Here is a 23,568-nt window from a genome sequence, read left to right on the forward strand (position 1 = left end):
TCAGCTAATACGAACGGGCGAAGATTTACATTTACCCGGAAGGAAAAAAAAATTTATCAGCGCAGGATCAGGTACGCCAGCAGTATGCCGGCAACATCGCGGTTGGCCATCAACTTCTTTTGTATGGTGCTGGTAGCCTTTACGATCTGGCTGTTGACCGTGGCGGGGGAAATGCCCAGCAACTCGCTTACTTCTTTATAGGTTCTGTTTTCCAGTTTACAAAGCGTAAATATGATTTTACGCTGGGGAGGAAGATCGTTTATAGCAGCCTGTATGAGGTGCATGGTTTCCTTTTCGTGCAGCCATTCTTCTGTGTGCAGGTAATACTCCTGCGCAGCTGCCAGCAACTTATCCATGAGCAGCTTGTCCCGCTTCACTTTCCGGTAGAAGTCGATCACCAGGTTGTTGGCGGTGGTAAACAGGTAGGAACGGAAAGATTTTTCGGGATCAATGGTATCGTGCCGGAGCCAGATGTTTACAAACACCTGTTGCAACAGCTCCTGCGCAAGGTCAGCCGATTTGACCAGTTTCAATAAATTGCCGTAAATACGTGGACTGTAATGATAATAAAGGGCATGAAATGCCTTTTCATCCCCCAGGGAAACGCTGGCAAGGAGCTCTTTTTCATTGTATAACTGAACGAATGACAAACGTACCGGTTTGATTACAGAGCATAAATTTAATGAAAAACCGTTACGGGATGTATTAATTTTAGGTTTCGTTATTCCACATGAAATACTTCTTCCATACCCGACCAGGTTTCTCCTTTAGCGGCTGCATCCGGTAAAGGAAGCTGGCAGGGAGCCGTTACTTTCCACCATTGTTGTGTTGTACTGTCCTGTTTCATTTTCTCCATATCCCCTTTAAAATCTGTACCGGTATATTCAAAATAGCTGAACAAAAACCAGTGGTCATCTATATTTTTCAGGTAGATGGAATAGTTGTGGATATGACATGCTTCAATCATCTTCAGCACATCCGGCCATACTTTGGCGTGCATTGATTTGTATTCGGCTATTTTCTCCGGCCGGAGACCGGTAACCATTCCATAACGGCTGTTGTGACGGGGAGCGTCTTTACAGGAAAATAAGGATAGTGACGCCAACAGCAGCAAGTGATGAATTTTCATAATCGTGGTTTGGTTACGAAGATAGCGGGCATCGGGGAATGATAGGGTGGTTTCTTTGACTTATTTCAGCACGATATTGACAAGAGCACTCTTATTCTCCTCAAATATCTCCTTAAAACTCTTATTCTTCTGTTTTTGAATAACTGCGGAAAACCTCGCGTCTACAGGACGAAGCAACTGCAAACACAACTGCTTATCATCTTCCGTTAAATCCTGCGTAAGCATAGCCACTACTTTCAATATCTGCTGCTTTGCCTTTTTCAGCGTTTCATCACCGGATGCGGTGAGCTTAAGTCGCTTTACCCGTTTGTCTTCCTTATCTGTATACTCATTGATCAATCCACGTTCCTTTAGCCTGCCGAGGATATTGGTGCCACTGGACAAATCCAGGATATTGCTGAAAATCACTTCCGATTTGATAGGGTTCTTCTGGTTGAAAATAGTGACCAACATGCCAAATTCCTCGATCTGATCAAGGCCGGTTCCTTCCAGTGCCTTATTGGTATACACCATATGAAATTTTCCGATCCTGCTGATCAGCTTCACCAGCGCGCCGTTTAAATCCGGCTGCAGCTGCCCTTTGGGGACAATCGTTTTCTTCTTTTTAATAGCTGTTGCTAACTGACTACGACAAAAATCTTCAATAGAAGCATCGGGATGCTGTTGCTCATATTCTCCCCATAGTCTTACCAATTCAACGGTTTTATTCATAGAATTACTTCCTTTTGGAAGCAAAAATAAATATTTAATACCAAATAATTGTATCTTACAACCAAATGGCATTATTTTACACAATAAAACAACCAAATAATAGTAATGAAACTATATCTCATTCTTCGCATACTATTGGCCCTGCATATTACCGGGTTGGTAACCATGGCAGGCACCACGATAGTGGATTATATCACCTTCAATACCTTCTGGAAATTTGCAGACGAAGGCGACAACCGGTCGCTGGGGCTGCTCCCTTTAATGGCCAGATATGGGGCGTTGGTCAGAACAGGCGCCGTTGTGTTGGTGATAACGGGCATTACGATGCTGATACTTGTAAAAGGCGCATGGTGGGAACAGTTATGGTTCAAAATAAAAATGGCGCTCGTTATTTTACTGGTGCTGAACGGCATGCTCATAGGCAATAAACAGGGGACGAAATTCAGGCAAATCGTTTCAGACAACACCAGTGGTTTCATGCAGCAAACTGCAGATGTAAGAATCACGCTTCATCGCTTTTATCTTATTCAACTGGGAATCTTCTTTATTATTATCCTTATAAGCGCGGTTAAATTTGACCGCCATTAATACACCGGAAAATGAGCACAGCTAAAGTTATAGCGCTATTGGCAACCGGATTGCTTTCCGGTGCATTTATGTATGGTTTTCTGAATGTGGTTCCTGCTTTCTATGAAGTACCTGTAAATGTACATCTCGTTTACCGTACACAATTAATGACACACAATGGCATTACCATGCAGTCGTTGATGGCCCTTTCCATTATAACGCCGTTATGGTATGCACGTTTATGCAGGCGTTTAACCCCGGTAAGGAACCTCGCTATTCTTTCTGCTGCTTTAGCACTCACTACATTGCTGATAACAAGATTCGGGAACGTACCAATTAACGGCATCATCAAATTATGGCCGCCGCAACATCCGCCCGTTGGCTGGAAAGCTTTACTGCATACGTGGGACATCTATAACGCGTGGCGTACTTTTACCGCATTGGGATGTTTTATAGCCTTCATCGCTGCCTCCCACTTAAAAAAAGAAGAGACGCTGACCGGCAGCGTCTCTTCTTCATCATAAATTAATTCATTTATCAGAGCTTAATCACCTTGAACGTGATCGCCTTAAATTGATTTTCAAGTTTAAGCAGGTAAGTCCCTGCCGGCAGTGAACTGATGTTCTGACTGATGCGTGTTTGTCCTTTGCTGATACGCCAGTATTTAACCACAGCACCGTGCATGTCAAGCACAGAAAGCATGGTATACACCGGTTCCTTCAATTCCAGGGTCAGCTGCCCCGTTGTTGGATTGGGATAGAAGATCACCTTTTGGGCATCTGCTGCTGCGGGTTCCGGCGTGTATTTTACATCGCTGTAAGCCATACGTGCAGAAGAAGAATCGGCGGATGCCACCGGGCAGTTATCAATGCTGAACCAGTTGAACTTAAAAGTACCGGATGTGATATGAATACCAGTATAGCTCAGTGCCGGCAACGTGATGGTATCGCTGATGGTTTTCCAGATTCCTCCAGTAGATGGCAGGTTAATGCTGCCGAAATTATAGCCGCTGTGCCCAATCCATATCACCGACGGCACCGTAGAGGAGATCCGGAAGCTGATGGTATACTTTCCGGCCGACGGTACAATCAGTGTGTTGTAAGTGAACCAGTCGCCTACATACATATAGGCAAAATTCTGTCCGCCGCCAATATCAGTGCAGGTCTGCAGAATTGGCCTGGTAGTACGGTTGGAAGCACTTTCTGCCTCGTACTTATTATTAACTGAACAGAAATCGCCAACACTCGCTACGGCTGTCGCGCTGATAGAATCACGGGATGCAGTAACGGTGAAAGTACCTGTTGTATTACCAGCCGTGAAAACGCCCGTTGGGCTGATCGTATTGCCGGCGCCGGTAGTGGTCCATACAGGCGTAAAGGCAAAGAGGCTGTCGCGCTGATCATAGCCTTTAGCAGTAAACTGTTGTGATGCGCCAAACGGTACAGCAGCCGTATCCGGTGTAAGTGTAATACGCGTTAACCGGGGCGCAGCAATTACATGTGCGCTGGCGGTATCGCTGATGGTTCCTGCAGTAGCCGTAATCGTATAATCGCCCACCACGTTTGCCTGGAACAAGCCGGATGCACTGATGCTGTTGCCGGTGCCGGAAACAGACCAAACCGGGTTTATGGCAAATACGCTGCTGTCTTGTCCGTAGCCTGAAACAGTATACTGCTTTGTGGTGCCGGTAATCATTGTTGCCGTATCCGGTTTAACAGTGAGCCGTGCCAATGAAATGGAATCAGCCCGTATGAAACGCAGCCAGTTGAAGTTCCAGCCATCTTTACCGGCCTGGATCCTGATCGTTTTCTGGCCGGGTAGTAAACGTATAGGCGCCGACGTTACAGTGATCCAGTTTTGCCAGCCGCCGCTTGGAGGCAGGCTTACCGTTTGCAGGCTCGCTGTGTCCAGCATCACCTTCAGGCTGGAAAGCGAATTAACAGCCACGCGGAACTGGATCCGGTATTCGCTGCTGTCCGGTACACTGATATCATATTCCAGCCAGCTACTGGCTCCAATGTAGCTTACATTCAGCCCGCCACCGGTATCTGATGTGGACTCGGTGCAGCATACATTGCTGTTGCCAAAATTCTCTGCCTCTATTTTTGCGGGTATCGGTGTATAGTTGGCGGATCGCCGGTTAGCAATAGCCACGCCCGTTTTGGTGACGCTGTCTACTGTTATGGTAGCGGTAATTTTAGCCGTATCGTTCAGTGTGGCAAGCCCGCCTGTTGTAATGCTGTTACCGCTGCCGGTAACACTCCACACCGGCGTAACCGACATCACACGCCCGTTCTGGTCCAGCGCTTTGGCAACGTATTGCTGCGTTTTGCCGGGAAGGAATGTCAGCGTGGCGGGTGTTACCACCACGGAGTCCAGTATGGGTGTGCCTAATCCTTTCTGGGAAATACGCACATAATCCACCATCATACTATCCGGCCAATCTGCATCCACTATATTACCACCCATACCACCGCCGACGGCAACGTTCAGTATCAGGAAAAATTTCTGATCAAAGGGCCAGTCTTTCCAGTCGGTATGCGGATTCGGGTATGTCAACACTTTAACGCTGTCGTACAGAAACCGGATGGAGTCCGCGCCCCATTCCATACTATACACATGATACGTAGTATCTGCATCGGGTAAAATTTTGGTAGCAGATACCTGGCCGCCGTTCGTCCAGTTATGGTTTTGTGTATGTACGGTAGACAGTACCGTGCCAAAATTATTACCTACATGTTCCATTACATCCAGCTCGCCGCTTTTGGGCCAGCCGCCATAAACGCTACTGGTGGGCATCAGCCAGATAGCCGGCCAGGAGCCGCGTGCACGGGGCAACCGGGCGCGTACATCTACCCTGCCATAAAGGAAATCCATTTTGCCTTGTGTAATAAGACGGGCAGATGACCAGGGTTCTGTAGTGTTTCCGTTGGGGAAATCCTTTTTCCCTTTGATGATCAACTTACCGTTTTTCACACGCGCATTGTCGTGCGTGGTATCTGTATACACCTGCTGTTCGCCGTTAATCCAGCCTTTGGGCTGCGGATCTACTTTCCATTTGGTAACATCCGGTACGCCATCAACATTAAATTCATCGTTGAAGATCACCGTCCAGTTAGGGTTTCCTTCAAATACTACATTGCCTTTTACATTGTACGCAGTGGTATTGGCGTTTACCAGTTCCTGCCCGGAAACGGTCAGTTTTAAAATAGCCCGGGAATAATTAGCTGCTGAATTGCCGCTGAGCGTAACCCGTGCAATGGAATCATTTACCCGTTGCACATTACCGATAGTAACGCCGGGAGGCAGGTTGGTGGCGGTCCAGTTGGCGGCAGTGAGTACAGAATCGAATACCCCTCCCCGCAGGGTGGCGGTGAGTACTGCGCCATTTTCCTGCCCCATTAAAATACTGGTATCTTTTACGGTGATGCCAGTGGGATTAGGACCTTGTACCAGGTCGAAGTACAGGATACCGTTGGCTTTCTTGCCATCGATATAATGTACTTCGATGCGGTTAAAATCTGTCCGTTGTTTTACGCTCTGGAAATTAAATGTTGCTTCTTCCCATTGATTGATCTGGGTTACCTTATAAGTAAAGTACACCGCTTTGGAATAGTTGTCGCCAGGTTGCAGCTTAAACATGATCTCATCTTTCGTACTGGCATACACCAGCATCTTAAAGGTGCTGTTGGTGGAAAGATCGAATGAATCCGTAAGACTGCTCCCTGCACTCATGTATTCAAAGCAAGAAGTATCCTTTATGAACTTGGCTACCAGCGGACTGGTATTCAGCCCGGATACACTCGGGTTAGGCACGCCGAACTGCACTTTCCCCGTAGTGGTATTGCCGGCGTAGTAGGTCCACCTGCCAGAGCAGGGGCCACTACCTTCCATGTTATCTAAAAGCAGGTATTGCGCCTGGAGCGGGCCACACAGGAACACGCCAAGCAGCAACACTAAAAGTGTTGAGATGTTTTTCATAACGCTTCATTTAGGATGAGTAACCGTGGATTTATAAATTCGGGTTTACCAATGCATCTACACCTGGTATAGGCAGCCAGTAATCTGCCTGGGTGATGGCCGCAGCAGGCTGCAGGTCACCGGGATCTTTACCGGCGTTGGCAGCAGCTACCTGGTCCAGCCGCACAAGGTCGAACCAGCGGCTCCACTCACCTGCAAATTCCCAGGCCCTTTCATTTACAACCGCAGCAGCAAAGTCGGCGCCCGACAGGTTTGCCGCCAGCGGCGCCAATCCAGCCCTGTCACGTACTGCATTGATGGCTGCATAAGCTTCGCTGTTGGGCGTGCCTGTTGCGCGTGCCTGCGCCTCTGCATAGATGAGCAACACATGCGCATAACGGATCATGATCACGGGGTTGTTCGACATATATACTGCCTTATCCCCGTCCTGCTGGATTGTGAATTTTTTATAGTACGGATGTTTGGTGGTGGTTTGCTGCCAGGGGATGGTATTGCCGCCTACTACAAACTCCGTGGAGAAAGTGGCGTCTTTCCGTTTACCAGCAGGGAAGTTATTGAAGAACTTCAGCTCAGGAAAGAAATCACTCCAGCCGCCTTCATTTTCCGGCATGGTAGAAAGACCGTAAAAGGAATTGTAGGTAGACCATTGCCCGCGGGTGAAAAGCGTGAACACGTCTTCCTTTGTACCGCCCACGAAGATCTTTAAAAAACCATCCTGGAAAAGATCGAAGCCATAGGCTGCTTTATTGTCTATTACTTCTTTTGCTTTGGCCGCTGCCAGTGCATATTTCGACTGATCCTTCAGCGGCCATCCGGCTTCTGTAAGGTATACATCTGCCAGCAGCGCTTTCACAGAACCTTTGTTGGGTCTTCCCGGATCGCGTTTTTTGTTGGGCACCCATTGTTCTGCTCTCGCCAGGTCTTCTTCAATCAACTTATATACATCGGCAGGTTTACTTTTTTTGAGGGTAAGAAATTCAGGAGAATAAATTTCAGACGGGATGATCGGAACTTCTCCCCAGAAGCGGGTAAGCCAGTAGTAACACAGGGCCCGCAGGAAGCTGGCTTCTCCCACAATGGTTTGCGTTTTTGTTGCATCGCCATCCGTTACCCGTGAGTAGTTGTTGATGATGTTGGTGGTAGACTGGATGGTTTTATAACAGCCCAGCCAGATGGGTGTCATCCGGCCGTTCAGCGAGGTAACATTGAAACGGTCAAATTCGCGGAACTCTTCTTTATTGGAACCGGGATGTGTGGTGAGATCATCGGCGCCCATCGTCATAGCGATCTGGGACACGCTGGTGAATCCGCTGGTCCATGGCACCATTAAGCTGCCATATGCACCGGTAAGCGCAGATTCAAGTCCTGCCTGGCTGCTCAATGCCTCCGCTCCTCCTACCAAACCCCTCGGATCTTCTGTGAGTTCTTTGCTGCAACCCGCTGCTAATAACAGCGTGGCTGCGAGAAATATCTTTTTCATGTGGAATCGTTTAGTCATGTACGTTATTTTTTAAAAACTGAGCGTAACGCCTCCGGTAAAAGTTTTAACATTGGGATAAGAACCGAAATCTATCCCCTGGCGGATATCACCATCGGCGGAATTGGCTTCCGGATCTATACCGCTGTAATCAGTGATGGTGAACAGGTTGGTAGCATTCACAAACACCTTGATACCGAGGGCATTTTTCAGTTTTGATTTTGGTATGTCGTAAGACAGGCCTACATTTTTAAGACGCAGGAAATCTGCTTTTTCCAGGAAGCGGGTACTTTGTGTGAAGTTCCTGTTCGTGGTACTGAAGGCAGGAATATCTGATGTTTCGTTCACGCCCGGAATATACCTGTCTTTAATTTGAGCCAGTGTGGCTTCCCTGGCATCTCCGCCATAGTACATGGCTGCAGCGTTATTATAGTTCAATTTATCAAATCCAAAGAGTCCCTGGAAAAACAGGTTCAATGTAAATGCTTTGTAAGTAACCGTATTATTCCAGCCGATGGAAGTTTTTGGAATCCCTGTACCAATTACGCCATAGTCATTGGCATCTATCTTTCCGTCGCTGTTAATATCGAGGTATTTTGAATCGCCTGGTTTAGCGCCAAAATCCGCGGCCTTTGCATCGCCTGGTTTCCAGGTGCCCAGGTAAGTGAGGCCCCAGATAGCACCCAGCGGCTGTCCCGGCATTACAACGAATTCGGGTTGCTGTGACATACCACCCCCAATTTTGCGGGTGTTCGGATCAAAGATCATCGTTTTACCAGCGCCGATATAGATTACCTTATTTTTGATAAAAGAAACATTCGCTGAGCTGGTCCAGTTTACGGCGCTTTTATCAATTACGGCAGCTTCTACGGACAATTCCCAACCTTTGTTCTGCACAGTACCAACGTTCCGGGTAATGGTGTTATTACCCAGGTAAAGCGGCAACGTTTCGTTCAGCAACAGGTCGCGGGTATCTTTTATAAAGTAGTCTGCCGTCAGGCTAATCCTGTTGTTTAAGAATCCAACATCCAGGCCCACATTTTTTTGCTCGGTAGTTTCCCACTTCAGATCAGGGTTTCCAATATTACCCATGACGATACCGGTCAGGAAAGTGGAGTTGGTAAATGAGGCCACCCTGTTGGAATAAGCCGAATAAGTAACGTAGGGAGCTACGCCCTGGTTACCTGTAAGTCCCCAGCTGCCACGCAGCTTCAGGTTACTGAGCGCTGGCATCTCCTTCATAAATGGTTCATTCGAAATCACCCAACCTGCAGACACAGAAGGGAAATAGGCGAACCTGTTATCACCACGGAACTTGGAAGAACCATCACGACGCAGCGCAGCCGAAACAAGGTATTTATCTTTATAACCATAGTTAACACGGCCTACGAGGGAAAACAGGGCCCATTTGGAATAGCCGGAAGACGGGTTTCCCGGCGTACCCTGTGTAAGATTATTCCACTGGAAGTTTTCGTAAGTAAGATTGGAGGCGCCGGCAGATACATAGTTATAGGTAGACTGCTGGTATTCCATTACCGCCGTAATATCAAGACTATGCACCTCATTAAATAACTTCCGGTAGTTTAATGTGTTGGTATTCTGGAGTGTGATCTCTTTGTTGGACCGGATACTGCTGGTTGCCGAGCCTGAGTTGGTGATCTTTCCGCCGAAACTTTTGTTCTCGTATCCCAGGTAGTTTGCGCCATATTGCAGGTGATAGCTCAGCCCTGGCAGGATCTCAAAGCGGAAACCTCCTATCAGGTTAGCCAACATCCTTTCCGTTACTGCGAGCCGGTCGACAGTTAATGCCACCGGGTTGAAAAAGAGGGAACCCACCGGGTCGTTGGGTGTGTAGGTACCGTCGGCTTTTCTTACCGGCACGGTAGGCGACCAGGTGATGGCCTGCGCCAGTGGGCTGCTGGGGCCATCGGCGGGGATATCTACATTCTGCGCGGTACTGTAGGAGCCGGTGATGTTAAGCGTGGCAGATACCCTGTCTGAAAGACGCGAATTAATGTTAGATCTTACCGTATAACGTTTGTAAGAAGAGTTATTGATCACGCCATCCTGGTTCAGGTAGTTGCCGGAAATAAAATAACCGGATTTGTCGTTGCCGCCGGCGAGGCTCAATAAATACTCCTGGCTGGGCGCCGCCCTGAAAATTTCGTCCTGCCAGTTGGTGCCGCCATTGGTGCGGTAACCTGCCACCTGCTCATCTGTAAATGGCTTCGTGGTGCCTACCGCCGTAGCGTGTGCGTTGGCTGTTTCCGCGAAATCACCGGCATTCAGCAGGTCCAGTTTTTTAATAACGGTAGAAGAAGAAAAACGGCTGGTGAGATTCACTTTTAATGCGCCTTTGCTGCCTTTCTTCGTGGTAACAATAATAACGCCATTAGAACCGCGGCTACCGTAAATAGCGGTAGCAGATGCGTCTTTCAACACCTGGATGGATTCAATATCATCCGGGTTGATCGAAAAAAATTCAGCTCCCACAAAACCGTCCACTACGTATATAGGGCCATTGTTGCTGGTAATGGAGTTGGCGCCGCGGATACGGATCCTGACAGCACCGCCGGGAGAACCAGCCGCATTGGTTACCTGTACGCCGGCAGCCCTGCCCTGTAATACCTGGTCCAGGCGATTCACTGGCTGGTCTTTAAACGATTCCGCGGTAACCGTGGTAATTGCATTGGTAAGCTCCACCCGCCTTTGTACGCCATAACCCACTACTACCAGCTCATTCATGCTGGAAGCGCTGGATTGGAGTATAACCGGCAGTTCGCTTTTAGCGCCCACCGGTACCTCCTCTTTAATATAACCAATGGATGAAACGATTAATATGGCGTTTTCGGTGGATACGGTAATGGCGTACTCGCCGTTTTCATTTGTTACCACACCTTTGTTGGTCCCTTTCACCTGCACTGTTACGCCGGGCAGGGGTTCTCCTTTCGCGTTGGTGATACGTCCCTTTATTTCCTTATCCGGCGGCGCGTTTGTGGGTGTCACCGACGCGTCTTTCCGTTTAATAACAATCACCTTACCGCTGATGGTGTAAGCAAGCGGCTGATCCATAAAACAGGCATCCAGTGCTTCCTTCAGGGAAGCATCTTTCAGTTGCAGGCTCACTTTACTGATGTGAAGCAGTTGTTCATCGGTATACAAAAAAGTATATCCCGTTTGCTTCCTGATCTCTTTAAAGGCTTTGTCCAGGGATATATTACGTTGCGATAGGGTAACTGTTTGTGAATACCCGGCTGCGTGTACCTCCAGTAGGGTAATGGTCATCAAAAGCACCGTTAATTTCATAATCAGGAACGTTTTTACTGATAATCGTGGAAATTTTTTGACCCACGCAGGGCTTGGTTGCCCGCTTTGGGAAAAAAGCGTCAATAGCATACATTTGTGTAGTTTGGGTTGATAATGATAATTGTCGAAAGCGATTTTAATTACAAGCCCGGATGTTACCGGGGGCGCAGCGAACGCTCCCGGTTTTTTTGGGCACTTCATAACTGGTAACGGAATAAACATTAAGGACTCATGACGTCAATGTTTTTTTAACGTGGAAAAAGAATTCAGGGCGATACGATCAGTTGTTTTCCCTTTATTTCAAAGTGTACTTCACCGGTTAGTTCCATCATTTTCAACACCTGCGACACCGGCACATTCCTGGGTATAATTCCCCGGAAGTGGGCGGATACAGGCGCTTTGTATATTACTTCCACATCATACCAGCGTGAAATCAAACGCATGGCAGAAGCGATGTCGTTACCTTCCAGCTGGATAAATCCATTTTTCCAGGCCACTGCTTCTTCTGTATTTACATTTGCCGGGGCAGATAACGTGTTGTTGTTTTTATTAAGATTCACACCTTCGCCCGGCTCCAGGCGTTTACTACTGCCATGGCTGCTTACGCGCACGGCCCCTTCCAGCAGCGTGGTTTTAATCTGCTGTTCATCATTATATGCCATCACGTTGAAATGAGTGCCCAGCACGGCGATTTCCAGGCTGTCCTTTCCATTATTGGCATGCGTGGGCACCATTACCCGGAAAGGTTGCTGCGCGTTGGCAGCTACTTCAAAATAGGCTTCCCCGCTCAGTTCTACCTGCCTGTTGCGGCCGGTAAAGGAAACAGGATATTTTAATGTGCTCTCTGCATTGAGCCATACGTGGGTACCATCCGGCAGCGTTACCTCAAACTGTCCGCCACGCGGGGTGCGCAGCGTATTATATTGCATCGTCAAGGCATCATGTGATGCTGCATTATAAGTGTAGGTGAGTTTTCCTGCGCCCTGGCGGGAAATTTTTGTATTGCCTTGTTGCGCCAATGCGCCGTGTATGGCGCTGTCCAGCGGTACCTGTGTACCATCTGCCAGTGTGAGCACCGCTTTGTTGGTACCGGGGGCCACATCGTTGGCCGGCGCAGGAGTAACCGTTGCCATTGGTACGGGAGCCGGCTTTTGCCATAACCAGTACGCGGCGCCGGATAACAGCAACAGTCCGGAAACAATGGCTGCTGCCAGCCATGCGCGCTGGTATGGCGTATGCACAGGCGCCAGCATTTCCGGCGAACGGTCGGCCGCCAGTATATTGCTGGCTACCTGGTTCCAGTAAGTTTCATCGTAATTCACGGCTTCGCCGGAAAGGTCCTTTCGCAGCAGCATTTCCGCCAGTTGAGCGGTATGCCCGGTTTGATCAGCCTGGATCAGGTCTGATAGTTCCTGGAGTTCGGCAGCAGTAGCAGTATGGCTCACAGCCTGTTGCAGGAGGTATGCTAAACGGTCTTGTATCGACAATTTATGATCTGTTTTGATTGTTATTCAGTGAACGTGGTTGCTTCATTAAAACGTGTACTATGCATACAGACGCGCAGGTAAATGTTTAGGACCTATGGAAAAGAAAAAAAATTTAACGGGTCAGCAGCCATACCACCACGGCGGGAAAGAGGTGCCCGGATAGCTCCAGTTGCTTCCGGATAAACTGCAGGGATCTGACCAGGGAGTTCTTGACGGTATTAGGGGAAAGGGATAGCTCGTCTGCGATCTCCGGTATTTTAAGCCCTTTTTCGCGGCTTAAAAGATAGATCCGCTTTGCCTGCGGAGGCAACTGTGCCACGGCGGCGCTTACCTGTTTCATCATGGCATTATATACCATGGTTTCTTCCGTGGAGCTGGCAGACGCATCTGCACTATAGGCTGATGTAATAATATCGATGGCCTTATGATGTACCACCTGTTTACGGAGATAAGAAAACGACAGGTGAAAAACAATCCGCAACAGCCAGGACCGGGGATTCTCTATTTCGGGGAGCTTATCGCGGCTGATCCATAACCGCAAAAATGTTTCCTGGACAATATCATCGGTCACCGCTTCGGTTTTGGTCAAATGCAGTATCAGCGGACGCAGCTCCGGAACGTACCTGCGAAAGAGCATGCGGAAAGCGGTTTCATCGCCTTCCGAAATCAGCCGGAATAGTTCTTTATCGTTATATAGCTGCGCATGCATATAGACTGCCTCCTTGCTAATGTAGGAAAATTTAATTGCGAATTAATATTTTCCTGGAAGCGGCAATACGAAGAAGCCCCCGGGGAAATGAATTCTCCGGGGCTGTTATCATTCATCTAAATTCACAATCTTATTTCATCCACCAAACTTTTACGGTATTGGAGTTACCGCCCATCTGGTCGGATTGTGTTTTATTATTTACAGTGTTGTTGATCGCTTCCTGTTCAGGATATTGCAGCCTGTTAAAATTCACGTAGGTAGCCGGGTTGCCGTCACGTGGTGTGCGGCCGGTCCTTCTCCATAAATTATAAGCAAGCCAGGGCTGGCGGAAAAAAGATAACCACTCCTGTGCATAAATCTTATCCAGCTTCTGAGCGTCGGTACCGGTAAAGGCTACTTTCGGATTGGCCAGGAATGCGGCCATCTGCACAGGCGTAGGACTTGCAGGCGCTACACTCGACCAGGCATCATTGGTTACATTGGTATTATGCGCAATAAAGTACCAGAAATTCACTGCAGAAGTAATCCCAGCAGTATATTCCGTACCTGCGGTTACCATGTTCTTGGCTACACCAAGGCCACGGGCGTATGCCTCTGCTTTCAGGAAATGTACTTCGGCGGCAGTAAGGAATAATTCCGGCTGATAATAAATATCTCTTACGATATAATAATTAAAGGGAGAAAACTTGCAGTTGTCTTTGTTGGCGAAATTCGCATCCCTGGTATCCTGGTAAGGATTGTTATTATCACCTACCGTGCTGCCTGGCTGAAGCGGCGCCCAGTTGCCGGCCTGGTTGGTTTCAAAGAATAATACTGCGCGCGGATCAAAGATCTGTGCGGTGTTTGTGCCATCTGCCATCATGTTCCAGCAGGTAGTGCTTAAACGCACAAATTTATGTGAGGTGAAAGACCAGAAGCGGCTGTCGTTGAGCACATAGCCACCCAGCTTGCCGGGCCACATACCAGCGTCTTCACCCTCCCCGATCAGCGGAATACCACCCAGCGCATATTGGAGGTAAGGCGTGGCGGTAGCTGCATCTTTTTCCACTATTTGCATAGCATAACGCAGCAGCAGGGAGTTACCAAACTTCTGCCACATGCTGATGTTATTGGCAAATAAAGTTTCTGAAGCGCCCAGCGACTGGTAAGGCTTTCCTCCCGGCGTGTTGGCAGCGGTAGTAAGGTGCTGTGACGCCCACTTCAACTGCTCCAGCAGGCTTTTGTAAATGCTTTCCTGTGAATCGTACTTCGGACGGTAATTGGCGGTATTATAAGTATACGCAAGCCCTGCTTCTGAGTAAGGAATATCCCCAAACTGATCAGTGATGCGCAGCGTTTTATAGGCACGCAAAATGTAAGTGATGGCCTGCACATTATCCATTTCTGCTTTATCCCCGGCATACGCATTTATCTTATCCTGTATCTGGTTCAGGTTCTGCAGCGCGCCATAATAATCATTCCAGATATCCAGCGCACCATTTTGCACCAGGTAACCGGAACTGCCGCTGATAGTAGCCAGTTGGGTAACCGGGTAGTAGTATTCGTTATGAATGGCTGCCTGTTCCTGTCCTTTCAGGAACAGGGTGCTGATCACACCGTTTATCATTGGCGGTATGGTAGTACTGGTTGGCAATCCCGGCGTGGTGTTGATCTCCTGGAAATCTTTGGTACAAGCGCCAAGCGTCATGGAAACACCGGCTATATAAAGGAATATTTTCTTTGTGTTCTTCATGTTTTGCACATTTTAATCGGTGAGTAGATCTGTTCCTTTAGAAGGAAACCCTTACCTGGAAACCTAAGGAGCGGAAGCTCGGCATAGACATAAATTCCAGTCCCTGCGCATTGCCCGCACCGTTTACACCTTCCGGGTTGATATGATCGGGCAATGAAGTGTAGAGGTAAAAAAGATCCCTTCCTACGAGCGACAGGGAAGCTGCCTGGAATACTTTTGTTTTCCTGACAAAGCTTTGTGGTACCTGGTAGTTAACAGAAATCTCTCTCATCTTCACCCAGGTATTTTCCAGCACAGCGCTTTTGTTGATCCAGTCGCTTCCTTTCACACCGGAGCCCAGATCGGTACTGCTCCATACGCCGTAAGGCATGTATTTATAATAGTAATGCACTACGTTATCGTTCACCTTTCCATCGGGGAACACACCTGGCAATACCACGCCCCAGTTGGTTTGTGTGCCATTAGGTGTGGTATATGGCAGCCCGCCGCCATTCCTTTCTTTCAGTGTTTCCGGCGCCTGGCCCTGTTGCATAATGGTAGCATAGGTACCGGACCAGATGTCGCCACCGATTTTTGCATCAATAAGTGCGCTTACAGAAATCCCCCCTTTGAATGTAAAGGTATTGGTGATACCGCCGGTTAATTTAGGTGTAGCATTACCCAAAGGCACCAGGCCGTCGGTTGCCTGGTACATGGTACCGTTCATGGCTGCATTTCCGAAGGGATTCTGCACCATCAGTGGCAAACCGGTTTTGGGGTCGTAGATAAAATCATGACCGTAAATGGTGCCGAACTGGTCGCCTACCCTTGCAGAAATAACCGGGCCGTGTGAGCCGCCATCATTCCAGGCACTGGCCATATCCACACGATCCGTACCATCAGACAATGACAACAGCTTGTTATTGCTGTGCGCCAGGTTCAGCGCTACATCCCATCCAAATTCTTTGCGGTCAATTACTTTAGCGCGCAGGATCAGTTCCATGCCTGAATTTTCAAGCACACCGGTGTTCACCACAATGGTGTTCACCCCGGAGCTCATTGGCAATGGAGAGCTGAGAATCTGGTTCCTGGATTTTCCTTTGTAATACCTGAAGTCTGCATTCAAACGGTTATGCAGAAAGCCTAACACTACGCCGAAGTCGGCAGTGGTGTTAATAGCCGGCTTGAAGTCCTTCGCCGGCAGGGAGCTTGGCAACAGGTTAGCCGCCTGGCCTGCGAATGTTAAGCTGGAATAATTATAGTTGATCTGGTAAGGTGCAGGATCTACTGCTGCCTGCGCCCACGCTACCCTTATTTTACCAAAGCTCAGGATAGCCGGATCCGTCTTCAGCAGATCAGAAAATACAAAGCTACCTGCAAAAGACGGGAAGAAATAAGACCACTGGCCTTTGGGCAGGGCAGATGACCAGTCGTTACGACCGGTTACATCCAGGTAGAGAAAATTCTTGTATGACAGGTTAATGAAACTGTAAACAGAATTCATGCGCTTGCGCAACTGGCTTTCTGTTACCGGGTGCGGGTTACCGAGATAAGTACCGGTGTTCAGTGAATATACATTGGGGATCGCCCAGTTGTCGTTGTAGTTAAACATGCCGTACATGTCGCGCTGGTAAATAGTTCCACCCAGTGAGAACTTTGCATTAAGCACACCATTCAACAGGTTTTCCTTATGCAGCGTTCCGATGAAATCCATGTTGGAAGCGTTGTCCTGTTCTGTACCATGACCATAATACCCTTTGGTGATGCCTATTACATCCGTCGGTCTGTTCTTGATGGTCAGCTCGTTGGTATTATTATCCAATCCTCCCCTGAAAACAAAGTCCAGGAAATCGGTGGCTTCATAATTCAGCTGTACGCCGGCCAGCAATTTACGCCTGTTCTGAACGGTATTATTTTCCATGATGTTCCATACAGTAGCGCCACCGTTACCCACCCATGGAAAACCGGAGAGGGTATTTTGTGAACCATCTTCATTTTTATAGATACCAATATCTTCTCCCCGGTAGTTCCGGCCTGCATTGTATACCAGGCGCTTCATCCAGGAATTGGCGTCGTCGTTACCCAGTTGCGGTGGGTTATGATACTGGTTAACGATATAGGAAGACGTTACCTGCACGCTTACCCTTTTCGTGAGCTTCATGTTGGCGCCCAGGTTGAAGGTATTGCGGTAATAATCACTGTTGGGCAATACCGCCTCGTTATCCAGGCGGGAATAGGATGCCCGGATAGAGCCCCATTCGTTACCACCGGAAAGGGATACATTATGTGTGGACTGTGTACCGTTGCGGAACAGCAGTTTAATATTATCGGGTTGGGGCACATCTGCCTGTTGGGAACCATCCCACCAGGTAATTGATTTGCCTTCCATTTTTGGACCCCAGGAAAGACCGGAACCTGCCCATCCCACCTGGTTGTAGGTATTCACGCCATACGGGCCTGATCCTGTTTTAGGATCCACGTACATGCCTGTCCAGCCTTCTGTTAACTTCGGGTTGCCGTTGGCATCCGTTAAATATTGCGGTGGATCTAACGACACCATACCGCCTGCGCCATATTGGTTCTGCAGTTCGAGGAAACGGTATGGATCAATATTTTTATAACCGTAGGTATAGTCTACACCAAGACCGTTGCGTTTAGCGCCTTTTTTTGTGGTGATCAGGATTACGCCGTTAGCGCCTTTACCGCCATACAAAGCAGCAGCGGTGGGGCCTTTCAGCACACTGATCGTTTCAATATCTTCGGGATTGATCATGTTGATAGGGCTCCCGAAATCTTTCGGGGAACTGGTGCTGGCAGCGTTTGCGTTGTTTCCGGCGTACATGGCGCTACCGGTAGGTGCATTACGCACATCGTAAGGTTGTGCGAGGTCGTTGGCCATCGGCATACCATCTACAATGATCAGCGGCTGGTTATCGCCCTGGATGGTGTTGTTACCGCCAATCACGATGCGGGTGGTACCACCGTCCACACCATTGGGACTGGTAACATTCACGCCTGCCATTTTTCCAGCCAGTGCATTCACAATATTGGGCGCATTGGATTTGGCCACTTCTCCGCCTTTTACTTCTTCCTGTGAATAGCCCAATGTTCTTACGCTTCTTTTAATACCCAATGCTGTTATGGCTACCGCATCCAGCGAGGTGGCGGAAGTAGCCATTACAATGTTCAGCACGGGGTTGGCGCCCACGGTTACACGTTGCTGGGCAAAACCAATAGAGGAAAAAACGAGCACATCGCCTTCCTTTGCCTCCACTTCAAAGTGCCCGTCCACATTAGTAACGGTACCCCTGTTGGTACCTGCCACCATTACATTCACACCTGGCAACGGGCTGCCGTCGCTGGATTTCACGACTCCATTGATCTTCTGAAAAAGCACATTGAAGCCTTCTATATTCATGGAGGCTTCCTTCTTCAGCACAATCTGCTCATTGATCACTTCAAAAGTGATGTGCAAAGGAGTGAGTAAACGCTGCAACACTTCGCCCAGCTGCTCATCGCTGGCCTTCACGGCAACACGCTGTTTGGCTGGTAATGTGCTGTTGTTGTAGGTAAAGTTTACAGCTGTTTTTTCTGTGATAGCTTTGAGGATATTACGCAGGTCGGTGGGCGGCATGTTTAATGACACCTTCTTTGTGAGCACCTCCTGGGCATGCACATCCCGGGCGAATGTACAAGTGATCAGGCAGAACAATAAGCCTATTTGTAATAGTGTAACCCTCATAAAAAATATGACAGTCCGGTTGGAGTTTGCAAATTTGTGCATAACTTCAAGTGTTTTGTTGTGATTAATGAAAACGTTAATACGACAAATCCTTTCCTGCGGCAGTTGTCCAGACGTTACAGGAAAAAATTACAGGGTGGCGGTGTTAGTGCATCGCCCCTTTTTTTTTGGTTGATAATCAAGTGAATTCAGGGATCATTTTAGCGGAATTACAAGTGAACAATACTTTTAACTACACGGCTTCCCGGTGATATATACCTGGCCCCCGCTGATTTTATAGCTGGCATTGATAGCAGCACAAATAATTTTCAGTTTGTTTTCAAATGATTCATTGGTAATGGTAGTGGTGATCATGCACTTACCAAATACTTCCTCGCTCGCGTTAATTTTTATACTGTAGGCCGTTTCCATTGCGTGGAATATGTCGGTTACGGCGGTATTATCAAATACGAAAGGCGGCGGTTCCACGGCAGGCAATAGCGCTGCCACATCGCTGGTATTCAGCGAATCGGCTACAAATGCCGCCGTGCGGATATTAAAACGGATTTTATGATTAGGCGTTACCACGTAACTGCGCTGTTCTTTATCGGCCAGGTTGTACACGGCTATTTTACCGGTTTTAACGGTTACTGTTAAACTTCCGTTTTCTGCGGATACCCGGAAACTCGTTCCCAACACCTTGATGCCCACTTCAGGCGTGTATACAAAGAATGGTCTGCCGGCATCTTTGGCGATATCAAAAAACGCATCGCCTTTCAGGAATACTTCTCTTTTGGACTGTAATAAAAAGGCATCGTGCCGGATAGAGGCGCCTGCTTTTAGTACTACGGTGGAACCATCTGTTAACCAGGCTACCTGGTTGGCATCGGTGGTATTAATGCGGGTGAGCTGCTCATTTTCCATATGGCTTTTCAGCTTAGCGGCTACCGGTGTTTTGTTGTCTTTTTTCAGGTAGATGGATACCAATGTAATCCCTGCCAGTACTGCGGCCGCTGCCCCCCACCATCTGTAGCGGGAAATCGTTCTCACGCGGGTTGGCGCCCATTCCGTAGCAGGACGTTCTTCTGCAATATGTTCTTCCAGGGCGGCGTACACTTCCTGCAGCAGCGATTCCTCTACTGCGGGTTGTGGTACGTTTCCCAATGTCAGCACCATACTCCTGGCCTTTTCGAGATCCGCGGCCCGTTCAGGGTGCGCTGCCACCCACTGCTCCCACCGGGCGGTATTGGCCGCATCCGGGCGTAACACCCATTGAACAAAGCTATCGTCCCGGATAAACTCCCAGGTATCCTCTCCAAAATGCTTCATGCAGCTGTTTTTTCTGAGACAATTAACTGCCCCTTTATCACAAATGACAAAGACGCTGATTTTATACTCAAAAAAAATAAAGTTTTTTTAACAATGGCTGAAATGCCCTGCCATGGCGGAGATAAAATAATCAGATAAAGAAGTAAAAGGTTTCCAGCAGGCGCCTGGCAAACGGAGTGGTTTCCAGTGTTTCTTTAATGCGCCCCAGGGCGTTGTAAAGGAGGTTGCTGACAGACTGGTACTTCATGTGCATCAGTTCTGCAATCTGGGCATTGGTGAAGCCCATATAAAAACGGAGGGTGATAATTTCCTGTTGCCGCCGCGATAATTTCCGGATCGCATTGTCGAGCAATATACTGCGGGAATCACTGATTTCTGCGTCAATGATCCTTTCTTCTACGGTAGATTCTATTGGGTTATGCTGGTGAAGGAATTTATCCTGTTTATCGGAAGCAGACCGGTATTGGTAATTGGCCCTGATCAGTTTGTACTTCAGGCTGCGGCATAAATAAAACCGGATGGCCACGTCGTCACTGATAGTCTCCCTGCTGTTCCATATCTCTATAAAAAGATCCTGGATCATGTCTTTCAACTTCTCCCGGTCGGTACAAAATCGGAAACCATATTGAAACAAGTGCCTGGTATATTCGCGGTAAATCAGCGTAAAAGCGGTTTTATCACCGGCTTTAAATAGCTTCCATAAAGCAGCTTCCTCAAAACAAACGTCTTTTCTTGCAGGCATGCGTGGCTCTTTTACAGCAAAACTGATTACTGATTCTGGTATTATTGGCTGGCTAAAATTTTGGATGTAACCGAAATGTAAATATTTTTTGTCAATCGGTCAAATATCATTCAAATACCACAAAGGAAAAACATAAAAATATCAGTAACCCTGTATCTCCCTCATTCAGTCAGCCCTTAAAATCATACAGATTTTTTAGTATATTTATCTTAACGGTATACACACCTTAATTTTCACGTATGAACAATCTTTCGAAGAGACGACTTTTTGATGCTGTCGCCTGGCAGCTGGCCCAATTCCCTAAACCTGATATGCTGGCGGCTAAAATCAACGGACAATGGAAAACATATGACACCGCTACCGTCAGCGAAATTGTAAACCGTTTCAGTGCAGGGTTGTTACAACTGGGTGTTGGGGGAAACGACTTTACGCCTGAAGGCGCCGATAAAATTGCCATTATCAGCAATAACCGCCCGGAATGGATATTCACCGATCTGGCGGTACAGCAAACAGGCGCGGTACTGGTGCCCATCTACCCTACTACCAACCCCGCCGAATTACAGTTCATTCTGAAAGATGCTGCCGTAAAATATATGTTTGTGAGCAGCCCGGAATTGCTGGATAAAGTAAACAGTATCCGGGAAGGGGTTCCTTCTTTACAACACATTTACACCTTTGACGAGATACCCGGCGCTACGCACTGGTCCACTATTTCAACACAGGCTACTCCCGGTTTGCTGGAGCAGGTGGAAAGTATTAAAGCGGGCATCGACCCGCATCACCTGGCCACCATTATTTATACGTCCGGTACTACCGGCACGCCCAAAGGCGTGATGCTTTCGCACGACAATATTGTTTCGAATGTTTTACTGTCCAAAGAAAGTTTTCCTTTTGAAGACTCACCGCAGCCCAGTAAGGTATTGAGTTTTTTACCGCTGAATCACATTTTTGAAAAGTGCGTTACTTATATCTACCTGTACAGCGGCATCAGTATTTATTATGCAGAAAGCATGGATACCCTCAGTGCCAACCTGAAAGAGATTAGCCCCGATGGCTTTACTACCGTTCCACGTCTGCTGGAAAAAGTATTTGAAAAAATAATGGCCACAGGCAGCGGGTTAACAGGCATCAAACGTAAACTGTTTTTCTGGGCCGTATCGCTTGCCGGTAAATACGATAATAATATCAGTGGAGGCGCGTGGTACAATTTCCAGCTGGCTATCGCCAATAAACTGGTGTTCAGTAAATGGCGGGCGGCGCTGGGCGGTAAGATCCGGTTTATCGTAACCGGTGGCGCTGCCTGCCAGGAAAAGTTGCTGCGCATTTTTAATGCCGCGCAGATCCCGGTTTATGAAGGATACGGGCCTACCGAAAACAGCCCGGTAATTTGTGTGAACCGGAAAACGCCCGGCGATACGAAGTTTGGTACTGTAGGCCCTCCTATCAACGGTATTGAAGTTAGGCTGGCAGAGGACAGTGAAATTTGTGTAAAGGGTCCGTCTGTGATGATGGGATATTATAAAAGACCTGACCTCACTGCCGAAACAGTTATAGATGGCTGGCTGCACACCGGTGATGTAGGATTATGGGTAGATGATAAATTTCTGAAAATAACAGACCGTAAGAAAGAGTTGTTTAAAACCAGTGGCGGAAAATATGTGGCTCCCCAGCCCATTGAAAATAAATTTAAGGAAAGTCCTTTTATTGAACAGATCATGGTAGTAGGCGCCGGTGAGAAATTCACGGGGGCTTTAATTGTTCCTGCCTTTACCTACCTGAAGTACTGGATGAACCAGCAGAATATTCCTTATACCACCAATGAAGCCGCCGTTAAAATACCGAAGGTATTGGAAATGTACCAGGAGGTAGTGAACAACTACAACCAGCATTTTAATCACGTGGAGCAAATTAAAAAGTTTGAACTGCTCACCGACGAATGGAGTATTTCCGGCGGGGAAATGACGCCAAAACTCAGCCTGAAAAGAAAGGTGGTAACGGAGAAATATAAAGATGCGATAGCAAAAATATATAGTTAGGAAGATGATTTCCGGAACTCCTTCACGATCCGTATCACCACGGGAATGGTAACCGTAACCACAATAACAACGATAAAATATTTGAGATAAGGTTTCAGGAAAGGCATGCTGCCAATGAGATATCCGGCCAGTACAAAGCTGAAGCCATAGGCTATGGAGCCAATGGCAGCAAACAAAAGGAAACGGCGGAAATCGAGCCCGATCATCCCGGCAACAATAGGCGCAAATGTGCGGATGAGTGGAAGAAAGATACCTGCTGTTAGTGCGGTAGCGCCGTACTTTTTATAAAATGCTTCTGCTGATACGAGGTACTGCCGGCGAAAGATGCCGGAGTCTTCTTTGTTCTTTAATAAATGTCCTGTTTTCCGGCCAATCCAATACCCGGTTACATTTCCTGCAATAGCGGCAATGGCGCACAGCGCGCAAACCACCAGTATATTGTAATTAAAATTCCCGTTGGCGGTTAGTACGCCGGCGGTAAACATCAGGCCGCCGCTGGGCAGGAAGAAGCAGAAAAACAATCCTGTTTGCCCGAATACAGAAAGGAATACGATGAGTAACCCTCCATAGCTGATTAATGATTCAGCATCCATGTTATAGTTAGTTTTAAGGATTGGTATTCGCTGATAAAATTTCTTTTATTAAGATAGTTGCTGTGAGCA

At 47.8% G+C, this 23,568-nt stretch carries 16 protein-coding genes; 3 read left to right on the top strand and 13 right to left on the bottom strand.

What is annotated here, in order from left to right; all coding sequences use genetic code 11:
- Window positions 1-56: 56 nt before the first annotated feature.
- The 3 genes from QFZ51_RS19670 to QFZ51_RS19680 form a co-directional block, all read right to left on the bottom strand.
- Entirely contained in the window at window positions 57-650 is a 594-nt protein-coding gene (locus tag QFZ51_RS19670; RefSeq protein WP_370910852.1) for an RNA polymerase sigma factor, read from the bottom strand.
- Window positions 651-721: 71 nt separating this feature from the next.
- Window positions 722-1,129 carry an L-rhamnose mutarotase gene (locus QFZ51_RS19675; RefSeq protein WP_429048194.1) on the bottom strand — a complete coding sequence of 136 codons (408 nt, stop codon included), beginning with the start codon at window positions 1,127-1,129 and terminating at the stop codon, window positions 722-724.
- A gap of 60 nt (window positions 1,130-1,189) precedes the next feature.
- Window positions 1,190-1,840 (bottom strand): MarR family winged helix-turn-helix transcriptional regulator, encoded by a 651-nt coding sequence (locus QFZ51_RS19680; protein ID WP_429048196.1) that lies wholly within the window; start codon window positions 1,838-1,840, stop codon window positions 1,190-1,192.
- Between the two features lie 105 nt (window positions 1,841-1,945).
- Between QFZ51_RS19680 and QFZ51_RS19685 the strand changes: the two genes are divergently transcribed.
- Both QFZ51_RS19685 and QFZ51_RS19690 read left to right on the top strand, forming a co-directional pair.
- Window positions 1,946-2,428, top strand: a complete 483-nt coding sequence (locus QFZ51_RS19685) for a hypothetical protein (RefSeq protein ID WP_429048197.1) — start codon at window positions 1,946-1,948, stop codon at window positions 2,426-2,428.
- 11 nt (window positions 2,429-2,439) lie between these two features.
- On the top strand, window positions 2,440-2,931 hold the full coding sequence (locus tag QFZ51_RS19690; protein WP_429048198.1) for an anthrone oxygenase family protein: 492 nt from the start codon (window positions 2,440-2,442) through the stop codon (window positions 2,929-2,931).
- 13 nt (window positions 2,932-2,944) lie between these two features.
- Here the strand turns inward: QFZ51_RS19690 and QFZ51_RS19695 are convergent, their stop codons facing one another.
- The 9 genes from QFZ51_RS19695 to QFZ51_RS19735 form a co-directional block, all read right to left on the bottom strand.
- Entirely contained in the window at window positions 2,945-6,388 is a 3,444-nt protein-coding gene (locus QFZ51_RS19695; RefSeq protein ID WP_429048199.1) for a carbohydrate-binding protein, read from the bottom strand.
- Between the two features lie 31 nt (window positions 6,389-6,419).
- Window positions 6,420-7,868 carry a RagB/SusD family nutrient uptake outer membrane protein gene (locus QFZ51_RS19700; protein ID WP_429048200.1) on the bottom strand — a complete coding sequence of 483 codons (1,449 nt, stop codon included), beginning with the start codon at window positions 7,866-7,868 and terminating at the stop codon, window positions 6,420-6,422.
- Window positions 7,869-7,898: 30 nt separating this feature from the next.
- On the bottom strand, window positions 7,899-11,171 hold the full coding sequence (locus QFZ51_RS19705; RefSeq protein ID WP_429048201.1) for a TonB-dependent receptor: 3,273 nt from the start codon (window positions 11,169-11,171) through the stop codon (window positions 7,899-7,901).
- Window positions 11,172-11,437: 266 nt separating this feature from the next.
- Window positions 11,438-12,658 (bottom strand): FecR family protein, encoded by a 1,221-nt coding sequence (locus QFZ51_RS19710; protein ID WP_429048202.1) that lies wholly within the window; start codon window positions 12,656-12,658, stop codon window positions 11,438-11,440.
- 112 nt (window positions 12,659-12,770) lie between these two features.
- The gene (locus QFZ51_RS19715) at window positions 12,771-13,367 is read right to left on the bottom strand and encodes an RNA polymerase sigma factor (RefSeq protein ID WP_429048204.1); all 597 of its coding nucleotides are present in this window, start codon (window positions 13,365-13,367) and stop codon (window positions 12,771-12,773) included.
- 130 nt (window positions 13,368-13,497) lie between these two features.
- Window positions 13,498-15,099, bottom strand: a complete 1,602-nt coding sequence (locus QFZ51_RS19720) for a SusD/RagB family nutrient-binding outer membrane lipoprotein (RefSeq protein ID WP_429048206.1) — start codon at window positions 15,097-15,099, stop codon at window positions 13,498-13,500.
- Window positions 15,100-15,136: 37 nt separating this feature from the next.
- On the bottom strand, window positions 15,137-18,862 hold the full coding sequence (locus tag QFZ51_RS19725) for a SusC/RagA family TonB-linked outer membrane protein (RefSeq protein WP_429048207.1): 3,726 nt from the start codon (window positions 18,860-18,862) through the stop codon (window positions 15,137-15,139).
- A 186-nt stretch (window positions 18,863-19,048) separates the two neighbouring features.
- Window positions 19,049-20,128 (bottom strand): FecR domain-containing protein, encoded by a 1,080-nt coding sequence (locus tag QFZ51_RS19730; protein WP_429048209.1) that lies wholly within the window; start codon window positions 20,126-20,128, stop codon window positions 19,049-19,051.
- Between the two features lie 130 nt (window positions 20,129-20,258).
- Window positions 20,259-20,870 (bottom strand): RNA polymerase sigma factor, encoded by a 612-nt coding sequence (locus tag QFZ51_RS19735; protein ID WP_429048211.1) that lies wholly within the window; start codon window positions 20,868-20,870, stop codon window positions 20,259-20,261.
- 239 nt (window positions 20,871-21,109) lie between these two features.
- On the opposite strand from QFZ51_RS19735, the gene QFZ51_RS19740 reads away from it, so the two are divergent.
- A complete protein-coding gene (locus QFZ51_RS19740; protein ID WP_429048213.1) occupies window positions 21,110-22,906 on the top strand; it encodes an AMP-dependent synthetase/ligase in 1,797 nt (598 codons plus the stop codon).
- Here the strand turns inward: QFZ51_RS19740 and QFZ51_RS19745 are convergent.
- Window positions 22,903-23,499: a DedA family protein gene (locus tag QFZ51_RS19745; protein WP_429048215.1), complete on the bottom strand. Its 597-nt coding sequence runs from the start codon at window positions 23,497-23,499 to the stop codon at window positions 22,903-22,905. The two genes, QFZ51_RS19740 and QFZ51_RS19745, sit on opposite strands and share 4 nt — an antisense overlap.
- Between the last annotated feature and the right edge of the window lie 69 nt (window positions 23,500-23,568).

Source organism: Chitinophaga sp. W3I9 (assembly GCF_050434025.1).
Classification (GTDB): Bacteria; Bacteroidota; Bacteroidia; order Chitinophagales; family Chitinophagaceae; genus Chitinophaga.